At 38.4% G+C, this 13,057-nt stretch carries 15 protein-coding genes and 1 pseudogene; 9 read left to right on the top strand and 7 right to left on the bottom strand.

What is annotated here, in order from left to right:
• From FJR37_RS26615 to FJR37_RS23270, 3 genes are all read left to right on the top strand, one after another.
• Positions 1-293, top strand: a 293-nt coding sequence (locus FJR37_RS26615; protein WP_217355371.1) for a hypothetical protein, incomplete at its 5' end; no start/stop codon positions are given.
• A 143-nt stretch (positions 294-436) separates the two neighbouring features.
• The gene (locus FJR37_RS23275; RefSeq protein WP_168467235.1) at positions 437-1,399 is read left to right on the top strand and encodes a tyrosine-type recombinase/integrase; all 963 of its coding nucleotides are present in this window, start codon (positions 437-439) and stop codon (positions 1,397-1,399) included.
• A 39-nt stretch (positions 1,400-1,438) separates the two neighbouring features.
• Positions 1,439-1,780, top strand: coding sequence for a hypothetical protein (locus FJR37_RS23270; RefSeq protein WP_039204260.1), 342 nt, complete (start codon positions 1,439-1,441; stop codon positions 1,778-1,780).
• Between the two features lie 9 nt (positions 1,781-1,789).
• On the opposite strand, the pseudogene FJR37_RS23265 reads toward FJR37_RS23270, so the two are convergent.
• Positions 1,790-2,348 (bottom strand): annotated as a pseudogene (locus FJR37_RS23265) (hypothetical protein).
• Positions 2,349-2,596: 248 nt separating this feature from the next.
• A complete protein-coding gene (locus tag FJR37_RS23260) occupies positions 2,597-3,550 on the bottom strand; it encodes a DUF4351 domain-containing protein (RefSeq protein WP_168467234.1) in 954 nt (317 codons plus the stop codon).
• Between the two features lie 180 nt (positions 3,551-3,730).
• Between FJR37_RS23260 and FJR37_RS23255 the strand changes: the two genes are divergently transcribed.
• On the top strand, positions 3,731-3,919 hold the full coding sequence (locus tag FJR37_RS23255) for a hypothetical protein (RefSeq protein WP_168467237.1): 189 nt from the start codon (positions 3,731-3,733) through the stop codon (positions 3,917-3,919).
• 91 nt (positions 3,920-4,010) lie between these two features.
• Here the strand turns inward: FJR37_RS23255 and FJR37_RS23250 are convergent, their stop codons facing one another.
• Positions 4,011-4,424 (bottom strand): hypothetical protein, encoded by a 414-nt coding sequence (locus tag FJR37_RS23250; RefSeq protein WP_052150063.1) that lies wholly within the window; start codon positions 4,422-4,424, stop codon positions 4,011-4,013.
• A 101-nt stretch (positions 4,425-4,525) separates the two neighbouring features.
• Complete coding sequence (locus FJR37_RS23245; RefSeq protein WP_174763470.1) at positions 4,526-4,999, bottom strand: hypothetical protein; 474 nt, start codon at positions 4,997-4,999, stop codon at positions 4,526-4,528.
• A 332-nt stretch (positions 5,000-5,331) separates the two neighbouring features.
• On the opposite strand from FJR37_RS23245, the gene FJR37_RS23240 reads away from it, so the two are divergent.
• From FJR37_RS23240 to FJR37_RS23225, 4 genes are all read left to right on the top strand, one after another.
• On the top strand, positions 5,332-6,093 hold the full coding sequence (locus FJR37_RS23240) for a hypothetical protein (protein WP_168467233.1): 762 nt from the start codon (positions 5,332-5,334) through the stop codon (positions 6,091-6,093).
• Entirely contained in the window at positions 6,090-6,566 is a 477-nt protein-coding gene (locus FJR37_RS23235) for a hypothetical protein (RefSeq protein ID WP_168467232.1), read from the top strand. Before FJR37_RS23240 ends, FJR37_RS23235 begins: the two co-directional genes overlap by 4 nt.
• 364 nt (positions 6,567-6,930) lie before the next feature.
• Entirely contained in the window at positions 6,931-7,347 is a 417-nt protein-coding gene (locus FJR37_RS23230) for a XisH family protein (protein ID WP_039203728.1), read from the top strand.
• On the top strand, positions 7,335-7,670 hold the full coding sequence (locus FJR37_RS23225; protein WP_039203727.1) for a XisI protein: 336 nt from the start codon (positions 7,335-7,337) through the stop codon (positions 7,668-7,670). The genes FJR37_RS23230 and FJR37_RS23225 overlap by 13 nt, the downstream gene beginning before the upstream one ends.
• Before the next feature lies 1 nt (position 7,671).
• On the opposite strand, the gene FJR37_RS27220 is transcribed toward FJR37_RS23225, so the two are convergent.
• Both FJR37_RS27220 and FJR37_RS23215 read right to left on the bottom strand, forming a co-directional pair.
• Complete coding sequence (locus tag FJR37_RS27220) at positions 7,672-8,169, bottom strand: hypothetical protein (RefSeq protein ID WP_039203726.1); 498 nt, start codon at positions 8,167-8,169, stop codon at positions 7,672-7,674.
• Positions 8,170-8,202: 33 nt separating this feature from the next.
• Positions 8,203-9,063 (bottom strand): HEAT repeat domain-containing protein, encoded by an 861-nt coding sequence (locus tag FJR37_RS23215; RefSeq protein ID WP_039203725.1) that lies wholly within the window; start codon positions 9,061-9,063, stop codon positions 8,203-8,205.
• Positions 9,064-9,575: 512 nt separating this feature from the next.
• Here FJR37_RS23215 and FJR37_RS23210 point away from each other — a divergent pair.
• The gene (locus FJR37_RS23210) at positions 9,576-9,827 is read left to right on the top strand and encodes a hypothetical protein (protein WP_039202575.1); all 252 of its coding nucleotides are present in this window, start codon (positions 9,576-9,578) and stop codon (positions 9,825-9,827) included.
• Positions 9,828-9,955: 128 nt separating this feature from the next.
• On the opposite strand, the gene FJR37_RS23205 is transcribed toward FJR37_RS23210, so the two are convergent.
• A complete protein-coding gene (locus tag FJR37_RS23205; RefSeq protein WP_174763469.1) occupies positions 9,956-12,571 on the bottom strand; it encodes a hypothetical protein in 2,616 nt (871 codons plus the stop codon).
• Positions 12,572-13,057: the final 486 nt, after the last annotated feature.

Raw genomic sequence — 13,057 nt, 5'->3', positions numbered from 1 at the left:
TGCAGTATATCACCAGTTTTAGTAGAGGAACTGGCTCAAAAACAGGCAGTACACACATTGTCAACCCTGAAAACAATAGAAAGACTGTTTGTGGTCAAACTATTATGTTTCCATCCCCTTGCAGGGAAGATGTAATGTCAAAAACAGATGATTTGATGGGAGCGATAGCGAAGCGCTGCTGCAAGCAGTTCGCTAAGAGCAACCGAGAAATCGCCTTGCCACCCACAGAAATTACCCATCAAGTCCAAATAGATTTTCTTGAGGGAAATTTTTATAGAGTTAGAGGGCGATAGCGAAGCGCTCCTGGGAATCGCCGTGCAGCCCTCCACAGAAATCGCCCCATCAAAGCCAAATAAATTTTAGAGAGGGGAAAAGGTAAAAGTACAATATTACTTATCAGAATATAACTAGCTAGAAGGAATCTTCGGATAAGTAAATGAATGAATCCCCGGAAATTGGTGAAATAACTGTTGTCAATTCCCTAGCTTTGACTGCACCCACTCCCCTAACTGAACACCCTGCTGCTGTCTATCTCTCCAATTTGTCCCCCGGTTCTCGTCCGGCTATGAAACAGGCGCTGGATGCGATCGCCAAAATCCTCACCAGTAATGAATGTGATGCCCTCACATTAAATTGGGCTGAACTGCGTTATAAACATACGGCTCTATTACGGTGTATACTAATGGAAAGATATGCACCAGCCACAGCTAATAAAATGCTGAGTGCGTTAAGGAGAGTCTTGAAAGAAGCATTACGTTTGGAACTAATGGATGCTAGAGATTTTGCTAGGGCTGTAGACATCCCGAATATTAAGCTGTCTAAGGAATTGAAGGGGCGTTTTTTATCTGAAGCTGAAATTAATGCCCTGATGCAAGTTTGCTTTAGTGACCCTACTCCCATTGGTTATAGGGATGCGGCGCTGATAGCAATTTTGCGGGGTGCAGGATTGCGGCGGGGGGAATCAGTAAATTTAATGTTGAGTGACTTCCATTCTGGCAGTGTGAAAGTCCGCAGTGGTAAAGGTGGTAAAGACAGAACTGTTTATTTACCAGATGGGGCTGTGACGGTGGTGCAAGATTGGTTAGAAATTAGAGGGCGTGTTGCGGGGGCTTTAATCTGTCATATTAATAAAGCGGGGGCGGTAACTTTGAGAAAATTAACACCCCAAGCGGTATTATTCATTTTAGAAAAACGGGGTACAGAAGCTGGTGTCACTAACTTTTCTGCCCATGATTTTCGCAGGACTTTTATCTCTGAGTTGTTAGATTCTACTGATATTGTTACCGTCCAGAAATTAGTCGGTCATGCCTCACCGGAGTTAACATCAAGATATGACCGCCGGGGTGAGGAAGTTCAACAACGGGCTGTACAGGCAATTAATGTTCCCAAACGGAAGTGATAATATTTTATTAGTAGTTAGTTTTTAGAAGTAAAAAAAATGGCTAAAGGGTTTGGTGTAAAGCCAGAAAAACAATTAGGATACATCTTACAGTTAATACCAGAAGTCAAAGCTTATGCTGTGAGATTCAATTATAATGACTTTCATGAAAAAACTGGAGAGGAATTTATTGGCGTAACAAGTATGCTTCATGAGGCTCAAGTCTGGAAGAAAAAGGAGCAAGCTAAACAGTCAATTGAAAAATATTCTGACTTTCTACTGGAAAAGGTAGAAGCTGGTTCACAGGTGCGCGTAGATATTAAACAACTTAAACGTTCCAGTGACGGTAAACTCACTGATGAATTAGTTGAGTCATTATTATTTCTACCAGAGAAAAATTAATATTATCCCTTACTGTTTGACTGGATAATACAACCCATCACTAACCTGAAATTTCCAGCCTAAACTGCTAGGGTCACGATTCCTGGACCAACTGATAAATTCTTGCTCACTCTTGGTTTCCCATTCTGTAGTTAAGCTCTGCTGTGTTACCCCCAACCGTTGCGCTAAGTTCTCAGGAGCGAAAGAAGTTATTTCTACTGCTTGTTGTTGATACTGGTAGGGATATCCTGAGCGCCGGGGTCTAGAATTACCACCACCGTATTTACCAGAAACTATTGCTTTTTCTATTTTCTCTAACTGTTTACCAAGCACTTCTAATTTAGTGGCCACCAGTTGATCTTGTTGGCAAAGGTGCGTTTTCAGTTCCCCCAGCTTCTCCTCTACCTGCTGTAATTCGCTGGTTGCTTCTAGTTTTACACTGCTATCGAACTGGGCTATCAATTCCTGTAATCCTTGCAGTAAATCAGTTGTATGACCATCGCGGTGGATTTTGGCGCTTGTGGCGGACTACAGGAATTAACACAGTCGGCACACGAATCATTTCGCTGGGTGGGGTCTTGTTAGTCATGGCGATATCAGGTGTGATATCAATTGTAAGCTAAATTTTCCCTCAAGAATTATTCAACCTCTGCCACAGATACCAGCAAGCAACAGTGCGCTAAGGTTGCAATTGTCAACAAGTTGTTCTCCGGTTTTTTTGTTAGGTAGTTCAGTTAAAGCGTAGACATTACGAATCGCAGAACGAATACCCAAATCATCAGCAGGTAAAACAGTTTTCTGACCCCACAGTAGTCAATGAAAGTGGGGTTGTTATTTCTAGGACTCTGGTTTATTTTCTAACCATTGTTCTAAATCAGTGACAGTGGAGAAATCCAAGAGTGCTTCACCGAGTAATTCTAATTGGTCAATTGTCAATGTCCGAATTGTCTCAATGAATGATGATTCAATTTCACCAAATCGCCGATTTAGTTGTCGGAAAATCAGTTGTTGTTCTCCTTTTAATTCACCGCGTTCCATTGCTAATTCTTCTGTTGGACTAATGAAAGGCATTTGATTTTCCTCCTCTAAATGTTTAATTTTAGCTACTAATCCCTGTTGCAATTCTTTGGGCAATGTCATCATCTTATCAATGATTTTAAAGAGTTTAACAATTTTTTCTTTTGTTAAACCCCGCTCATAAAGTCCCCTAATTAATGTCCATTTCCATTGCTCACGTTCTGCTAAATTCCCCGTAGTGGCTTTGGTTTTCAAGTGCGCCATTACTATGATAGCAAAGGGATTAGAATTAGATTCTAATTCAGTCCACCGTGATTCGTAGTCCAGGAGTTTGGCAATGGGGAACTTCAAACTTAGTTCACAATCCAACATAGCTTGATCATAACTGTTAGGTCGCCAAGTGGGACTTGTATCACCTAAAATTGCCAAACCCACCACAAATTTATGATAAAGGTCAAAGGCTCGGTAATTATAAATGTACATTCGTTCCTGGAAGTCAACATCATATTGGCTTTGAATTTCAATATGAATTAAAATCCATACTTGTGTTTTATCCAATAACCAAACTTTATACAGTTTATCTGCTATGCGTTTTTCGGTTTCTGAGGATGCGGTGATTTGTTGCAGTTCTTTATCTAGTGATTCCGGTGGTTTTGTCCAATCAATTGCTTTGTAAGCCACAGGAAAGAAGAAGGATAAAAAACTATCAAAATATTCGTTTAAGGCTTCTTTCCACGATTCATCGTAATTCGCAGTGATTTCTTTTTTGGTCATAAAATGCTATACTAATAATTGTTATTACAACTTCGGTTTCTCTACTTTGATTTGTTGATATCTACCTAATATTCTAGCCTAAAATAGTTACTTTTTTATCAATACTCTATGTTTTAACTAAAGTAAAAACCTATTTTTAAATACGGAGAAGTTTTGATTAATTTAGATCCTAAAACGGCAATGTTTACGAAAATTGATTCAGTTACCATTATTAATAATATTACCTTGTTGGTATTTTACACAGAAGCCCATTGTTGGCAGTTTCGATTAATTACTGCTGGTGGTGAAGTGTTTGGTGAACGCAAGCTTTACTACACCCCAGAAGCCGCAGAAAAAGCGGGGCGGGAATGGATTTATCAAGGGCATTGATTTTTTATTAGGGGAGGTGGGGAAGTGGGGTGAACAGAGCGATAGCGAACGCGAGTGCGTCCCGGAGGGAACTAGCGCTCCGCAGGAATCGCTATTTATCCATAAGTTGTATCAAAATTGCCTCTAGTCGTTCTAAAGCAGCGTTAGTTGAGCGTTGGTTTTCCTCAAAACGTTGCTGATGTAGCTCAAAATTGCGGTTACTCTCTTCCTGATTACGGTCAAGTCTCACAACAATATTTTCTAGTATTGACGTTCTAGTGTTGTTGCTTAGTATTATTTCATCCAACATTGTGCTACGTCCTAAAACAGTAGTAGCTGTACTGATAAAATTATCAACCTTATAACCAATTTCAGTTACTACTTCTGATAATTCATTGACCTTACCTGTAAGTCCTTCCAGGCTTGTAGTAGTATTTTCTTGCTGTTCTGCTACTCGGTCAAGCCGTTGAGTAGTCTGTTCTAAAATCGCTTCTATCCGGTCTAATCGAGATGGTTCAGTTGTCATGGTGTTTTGGGTGTGGTATGGGAGGTTGCCTTTGTGTTGTACGATCGCCTAGAAATTATGGGATAAGGGATTTAGAATTAATACACTACTACCGCACCACATTATGCACTAACTTTTTCTCTAGAATTTTGAAACGCCTCAGCGATCGCTGCTAGTATTTCCCCTGTATCCCTATCGCCTAAGAAGGGAATCAGTTTAGCAATGTCTTTACCGCGCAACTGTTTAGGGTCAAGGATACCTCCAGACTTGGCGATCGCTGCCACGACCTGCTCCTTATCAGTTTCCCCCAAGAAGGGAATTATCTCTGCAATATCCCTACCATTTAAATACTTAGTCATTTGCTCAGGTTTGACTTGACGAATTCCCAAGCTAGAGTAAGCATCACTTTTAATATCTTCTGGCAAGCAATCAAGAATGCTGAAATAGAAGCCAGCAATCAAATCCTCTTGCTGTCCTTTCATCAATTTACTAATTGTACTAGCAGGTACACCGCTTTTTGCTGCTATCCTCGATGCGGTTTTACCTTGGGCGATCGCTTTCTTGAGGGAATTTACCAAAATTTCTCGATGATTCATATTGCAATATATAAATTGGTGCTATGATTTCTTTATAGCAATTCTTGAGGTTTCTGCCAACAGTACCACAGTAGTATTAATTTTTGTGAAAGTGGCGTGTAACTAAGAATTGCCAAAGCTGATGAAGATCCATCCATTAACAACAAAATTATCGAATACGCTCAATCACTTATTGAGCCATAGACAAAAAATTTCCCCCGTACCAGTGTAAATGGTCGGAGGACAAGTCCCTAGCAACAATCAAAACCTGTAGGAACAACTAAAATGCTATCTAATTTCAGTTTAGCTGTCAAGGCAGCGGGCGCATTCTTGCACGCCTTTGGAGGTGTGTAATGAAAGTTAACATTTTTTACCCACTTGGTCACGACGAATATTTAAGTCTTCGTTCCCAACTTAAGCCAAACGAGTTAGATATTTATCTATATCTAATAACCAAGCATCCATTCAAAGATTCCAAGATTGAAATTGACACTGCCTTGATCTCTGAGCAACTAGGTTATCACCGCAGAACTGTCCAGCTTGCCATTAATAAACTGGTATCCCTCAATATTTTGGAAGTTGAGATTACCAGATTTAAGTACAGACAAGCAAGAATTATAACTCAGGATAGTGAGTCTGTAGATCGCCAGAGTGAGTCTGTAGATCGCCAGAGTGAGTCTGTAGATCGCCAGAGTGAGTCCGTAGATCGCTTTCGACGGACAGAACCCGCGCCCAGCAAGGCTTCTGAAGTCCTTCATACTATTCAGACTTATAAGACTTACACAGACTCTCTCTCAAAAAGCGAAAGAGAGAGTTTTTTGGAGTTTGCTAAGAAAAAGGCTTCTGAACTGCCCAAGCCACCAACTTTAATCAGCAACTGGATTAAAACTCATTGGGAAGACCTGCGATCGCAGTGGGAGAAGTCCCAAGGTAAAGTTTCCGCCTTGGAGTCTAACAAGTGGGATAACCATCCACAGCGAGAGGAATGGCTGGAAAAAATCCGCCAACTAGGTTCGGCTGGGTTTCAGGCTGAAGATATGCCAAACCAGAAAATTAGACGAGAGTTTTATGTTTGGGCTGATGCTAATAATTTAATTTGGGGGAATGAAGCATGATTAATGATTTGCCTCAATTTGACAGATTACCTTTAAACCCCCAATTAGAAGAAGAAAAGGAAATTTTTTATCCGAAGTGGAATTGTTTTTGCTGTCAAGATAGCGGATTTATACAGCATCACCTAGTACGAAAGATTATTCCTGACTACAACTACAACAGAGATAAAAATGTAGCTTGTCAAAATCCATCTTGCAAATCTTTTCATGAAAAATGGGGCAACATACACCTTGAAAATTTTGACACTCGCTTTTTACCAGCAATTTGTCAAAAACTGGATTTATTCAGCCGAGAAAATTGGCGTAATACTGTAAAAATTCAGATTGATACTCGCTCTCTATCTCAAAAAATGTCAATAAGAAAGGTTGATAGAACTGAAAACGAAAACAAAGAAGTACAGGAGCGCAAGCGAGAAATAGAAGCCATTCCTCATGAACAATGTATGTCAATAAGAGTAGGGGAAGTGGGAGAGTAGGGGATGTAGGGGGGGATGTAGGGGAGGTGGGGGAGAGTAGGGGAGGTGGGGGAGGTAGAGGATGTAGGGGAGGTGGGGGATAGCATATCACCCCAAAGGAATCGCCCCGCATTTCCCCCACAACTTGAGCTATTTGAAAATCAGTTTTACCTTCATCGAATTTCACCAGAGCTACTGCCACTTTTTCTCTAGTCATATCTGCAAGTTGCGCTCTAGCTCGTTGTAATTCCGCTACTTTAATTTGGAGATCGGAGATTGGCTCAAATTAATTGCATAGTTGGTTTACGCCCGCGGTGTGATGGTGCGAAGCACACTCTTTATTTCAATTGTTCTATAATTGCAAGTAAATTAGAGAAAGATAACGATGGCAGCTAAAGATAGATTTCATGCTGTGGTTAGAATTGCTTTGGAAAAGGAGCAGTGGCAGATAACCGATGATCCCCTGCGACTCGAAGTAGGCGGAACAAAGTTTGAAATTGACTTAGGTGCCCAGCAACTATTAGCAGCAGAGCGAGACCAAGAAAAAATTGCAGTTGAGATTAAAACTTTTTTGAGTGATTCACCACTAACCGATTACCATGCTGCGTTAGGACAGTTTTTGAATTATCGGCTGGCCTTAGAAATCAGTGATCCAACTCGTATTCTCTATTTAGCTGTGCCTGTAGTTGCTTATGAAACTTTTTTTAAGCGGGAATTTGCACAAATTTCATTAGAAAGATATCAAATTAAACAAATTATTTATGACCCGATTCAAGAGGTAATTGTACAATGGATACCATAAAGTCTTATCGGCATATAATTCAGTCGTTGTTGACAGATTACGCTGCTATCCCCATCGCTAATGGGTCGATAGATTGCTACACTGTTTTTGATCCGAAACAAGACCATTACCAGGTCATGAATGTGGGATGGGATGGCCATCGGCGGGTATATGGTTGTGTTTTACATTTGGATATTAAGCAAGGAAAGATTTGGATTGAGCAAAATATGACGGAAATGAGAGTAGCCCAAGAACTTGTGGATCTGGGGGTAGCAAAGGAAGATATTGTGTTGGGGTTTCAAGCTCCGGAAATGCGGCAATATACGGATTATGCAGTTATATAATTTAAGAGAAGGGATAGCGATAAATTTCAGTATGGAAGGCATCCCTCCCATCTTTCACTATAGCTATATCTACTATTGCTCCAATAAACGCTCCTAGAATATCCGGTGCTAATTCCCTGGTAATCCTGCTAAATACCTGATAACCAATAGTTTTAGCCACTTCTAGCAGTTCCTGGACAACTTCTGGAGGCGGGTTGTCTTTGATTAGGGGTAAATAGTCATTGACTAAGAATTTTTCATCGTCTGAAAGTCCAGAAAAATTATTACTACCCCTATATTCAAATACTTTGAATTGATCAATAGCTCTTGCTCCCACAACTTGAGTAATTTGAAAATCGGTTCTGCCCTCGTCAAATTTCACCAAGGCTACTGCTACTTTCTCCCTAATAGTATCTGCCAATTGGGCGCGGGCGCGTTGTAATTCGGCTACTTTAATTTGCAGATCGGAGATGGCGATAGCGAAGCGCTCCGTAAGAATCGCATTTCGGGGTAAAGACAAGATATGCGTATCTTGTCTTTACCCCTAAATCACTTATTTTCCCAATTGGTTTAAATTTCGCTTTCTTCTAGCGTCTCTCTTTTGCTGTGCTTTATTTAGTTTCTCAAGTTGTTTAAATCCAGGAGAAGTAGTAAAATTTAAGGATATGGGGTTCTGTGTATCAGTCGCTTTTATAGTTTTAGGAGAGATATCTGTGATATCCTTTAAACCAAATTTGACAAGCACTTCATCATAATCTCCTATCACATCCTCATCAACACACCCTGCTTGAAAAGCTCGCTCAATTAAAGGTAAACAATCTATTGCATTCATATCAGAAAGCACCCAGACAATATGACCGTTAAACTCAGGATCATTTTCTCTAAAAGATTCTAAATGTTGAGATAAAGAAGTAACACAATGCTGGTAATGCTCTGGATAGACAGAGGCAATAGTTTTAATAGTTAACATAGCTGTAATTCGGGGAAATTGCCCATGAGAATCATTAGCAATATAAGTAGAAAGTGCCGGAATTACAGGTAAACCAATCAGGCTTAAAACATTTTTTAATTCTTCATCCAAAATGAACAATACTTCATTATTAAAATCAAAATCATCAAGTTTGGATAATAAGCTAATTAACGGCTCAATTGCTGCTTCTACTCGGAATTTTCCTAATATACGTATTGCATGAATTGGTGCATATTCAAACAAACCACTTTCATCAGATAAAAGCGCGTCATGATCTATATTGTAAAAATCTTCATCAGTTGCTAAACTGATCAACTCAGGAATATGTTCAGTAGTAATACCTAATTTCTCATAATTAGGCCATTTATCTGGTGATAATTTCTCTGTCCCTTCTTGATAATTAAACAATTGAGCAACAGTCTCGGAATAACTATTTTGTGACATACAAATCAAAGTTGAATTTTAATACTGTTTGCATAGATTTATTAATTTGATTCTAACGCAAAACAACAACTATTGAACCAATGTTGAAACCTATATCCCACATTCCGCACTTCATTTTGTAGTACAGGTACAAGTGTAATAAGTAACAGAAATAGCTTAAACATAAACACATAACTAAGTTGGCAATAATTACAGCGGTTTCCGCTCTTATGAGGTACAAAGTTGAATCATGAAACTCTTGTAGTGCGGGCATCTTGCCCGCTAATGGGGGTAGATATAGCGAAGCTGTCACCAGGGGCAAGATAGGCTGAAAGCCTTACTGTAAAAGACTTCTACGAAGTAAATATTTCTTTGTAACTTTTTAGATAATGGTGTACCTCATAACACCGAGAAGTGCTGTATAGACAGTAATATAAAAATTGCCAACGAATTCAAATTAATAAGGTGTTGACAATAAATTTAGGACTCAAAATGAGAGAATGAGTCTGAATTAAATCAAAATACCAAAAAATATGAATTACCAAAAAGAAGAATTTGAGAGTAAAAACTTAGATCACTTAGGAATAATAGCAGGAATAATAGCAGGAATAATAGATGAAATAGAAATAGTAGAAAAAATTAATGAAATATTCTTAGTAGATAGTAGACTGAATAACTCTTTCCCCGATATATTGAGGGGATACCAATTTTGTGGGATGGGCATACTATGGCTAACGCCACGCTACGCTATCGACAGGCTCAGTACAAGTCCTGCCCATCCTTGATAATTAGCGGGCAAGGTGCCCGCACCACAAAAAATTTTTGGGTATTTTTTTAATTGGAAGTCCCTAATCGTAGGCATACCTCCCATCTTTCACTATAGCTATATCTACTATTGCTCCAATAAATGCCCCTAGAATATCCGGTCGGCTATAGCCCCTATATCCTGATAAGGTGAACCAATAGCAAATAAAGCATCATGATTCATGTATTTATTAGTACCACGATTATCCCTGAACCAATAACCTTCACCATCTTGTTTATGCTTGAGGTGGTCAATCACTCCCAAATTTTGATGTTTAGATGTTAAGTCTATTTTTAGAGCATCTAATTGTTTAACTTTTGATTTACTTCTGTCTTTACCACATAATCCTAAATCAGTAATTTGTACCACTTTTAGATTTGAGTAGTTAGGTAATTTTTCACAGATGACTAAGATTTCACTGGCATCTATTCCTAATTCAAAGGCTACTGTTTTCCGGGTAGCAGTTGCATCCAGTAAAAACACATTTTGGAATTTACTTAGTACCTCTAATTGTCTGGTGTTTTTTGTGGTAATGATTAGCTTGTGATGTTTAATCCTCAATGCTCCAGAACTAATATTAGCAATGATTTCTAATAATGGTGTTAACCAATTCACTATTAGGTTATCTAATAATTCATGGGATTCTTGACTTGCTTCTTTACCGAATGTATAACGAATATATTTCAAGGTTTTGGGGTTTATTCCCTTTCTTTCACTTGTGTCAATGCCATCTAAGGATACGCTATCAGCAGCTTGAAAGATATCTTCTAAATCAGGTGATAGCACCTTTAAATCCTCAATGATATTGGAGATAATGTTATGGTCAATGTCTCCCAATATCTCCATGACTTGATTATGATTATAACCATAGTAATTTTCTTTATGCTTGGAAGATAAATATTTCTCCAATGGTGAAATAAAATCTTTGATTTGTTTCCAAACTTCTGGTAAATGTCTAGCAATTTCTCCTAAAGTCTTTTGGTACTCTATTAATGATAATTCTGTAGTTTCCACTAGATTAATTTGACGACTAGATTCATCTACAAAAGCTAGGGATTTTTCTGGTATTTCTGATGGTAATGAATCAATATGGCATCTGATTCTATCTTTCATCAGTGCCTCACGCCGATCTCTCCTGAAAGTTGCACCAGCTATTTTATCTAATATATCACCTTCAAAATCTACACCTTGACAATTGGCTTTGAATTTACAAGTATGACAAATGGGATTTAATGATGATTCACTATTTGATTCTTGATGATAGCCTTTAGATGCTAATTTATGAAATAAAGGTGTTTTGTGACAATTCCCGGAAATATTGGCTTCTTGATTTTGAGGCCAGTTAATGGTGGGATTACCCAAGGGGGTTAAGTTGTTCTCATCTGCATACATTCCATTATTTCTAACTGGTAAATCTGTGTAGTTTTCTTCTATTGATTTAGTGGTGGGATTGCGGTGTTCATTGGATATGTACCACAATTTATTGACTCGTAACCATTCTGGTATAGTTTCTCCTACAAAGTTGGATTTACCAGCCCCGGTACTGGACATATCTAATATATATTTTTTGCCACTTTGAATAGCTTGATTGTAGGTTTCTAATCTATTAGCAGAATCAAACCATATATCAACATCTAAATTACTCCTAGATGATTGTTGAAGTGGGATAGATGCTGGTATAGATTGTGGTATATGTGCTTGCTTGAGCAGGGTTTCGATAAATAGTTTACATTCCCAATCTTCCCCAGATATTTCCTGATTAACAGGTTGTTTTCCTACTGCTAATATGGCATCTATGTATGTATTCAGATGTTCTTTATAAGCTGTCTGAATTTCAGTTTCTAGTAGTTGTCTACTGTATAATCCATCTGCTATTAAATCTGCAATATCATAACCGTCTGTACTGTCTGGATTTAATCTTTGGGGACTTAATTCAATGTATGCTAATTGTGCTTTGTTAGCTGCTATTCTTAGTTTGTTAGCTTTGTTGTAACCTGCTTTGTCATGGTCAGGATAATATAGAATACCAGCGATACCATAAGATTTTAAGCATTGACAATATTGTTCCAACTTGGTATCAGTCCATTGTGAACCCTGAAAGGTAGTGGTAAGTAAATTTTGTTGTCTAGCAGCATCAGTACATTTTTCTCCTTCAACTACTAAGACAAATTGGCCTTGACCATGTTTGATGATTTCCTCTTGATGGTAAACAGGCCAGGGTTTGTCACCAATTCCCTTCACATTGTCACCAAGAATATCCGAATAGTAAGGAATGGTGAGTTTTTTCTGTTCACCATCTTCTATAAATTCGTATCTAATTACATACTGTGTATCTGAGTATGTATAGATGATTTGTGATCCTCTACTGTTATGTTTCTTTTGAGGAATAACACCAGGAGCAGGTAATTTGGCTAATTCAATGTTTTGGGGTAACGGTGCTGGTAAGGGATCTGGTTTTTTGGCAGGGATGATCTGTTGGTAGTTGATTCTGCTATTGTCAATACCTGCTTGTTTTAAAGCATCTTCTAAGGGATTAACAGCTTCTCTGATATCTTTTAGATGCTGTTTGTTGCCAGGATCTGCCCAACATTGGTACTTACCAGTTTTAATATCTACGGTTAATGAACCTTCACAGACTGGGCAAATATATCTATTTTTGCCTTTCTTGGGAGTGAGTGTGTCTAGGAAGTTCCTGATATCAAAGGTTTCTAAGTTCTTATTCATGCCACACCCCCACTAATTGCAATGGGTTGGCAAGAATTAGAAGGAAAATGTTTACACTTTTGTAATTTGCAGTCTATAATCAAGAGATAAGACTGCCATGAATTAGTTCTCATGGTTCTCGTTTGTTGATCCAGACCTTACTTAGGTTAGTTTTCCACGACGTAGACTAAGTAAAAAGCTGGGTTTGCTAATTTTTAGATTTTCTAAGCTCTCAAATTGTTGTCAAGACAGTTTGGGAGTTTTGATTTATACTTGTAATCAAGGGTTATCATTCTTCAAAGAGCTATGAAGCATGATTGCAAGATTGACTACTGACTACGATTATAGTATATCAAACAAAATCTATTTCAGAAAAATTTATTTTTACTATTAAAATTTCTTAACCTGTATTGTAAGTGTCTAAAAGCTTATGTACATGAGAGTTTTTGCCATCTTTTACAGATGTCCGCGGTGATTCCTACGGAGCTTTATTTCACAGAGCGATCG

The organism is Aphanizomenon sp. UHCC 0183 (assembly GCF_009712065.1).
GTDB classification, from domain to species: domain Bacteria; phylum Cyanobacteriota; class Cyanobacteriia; order Cyanobacteriales; family Nostocaceae; genus Dolichospermum; species Dolichospermum heterosporum.
Note: the sequence above shows the minus strand (reverse complement) of the source record. Positions and strands in the feature narration are given on the sequence as shown.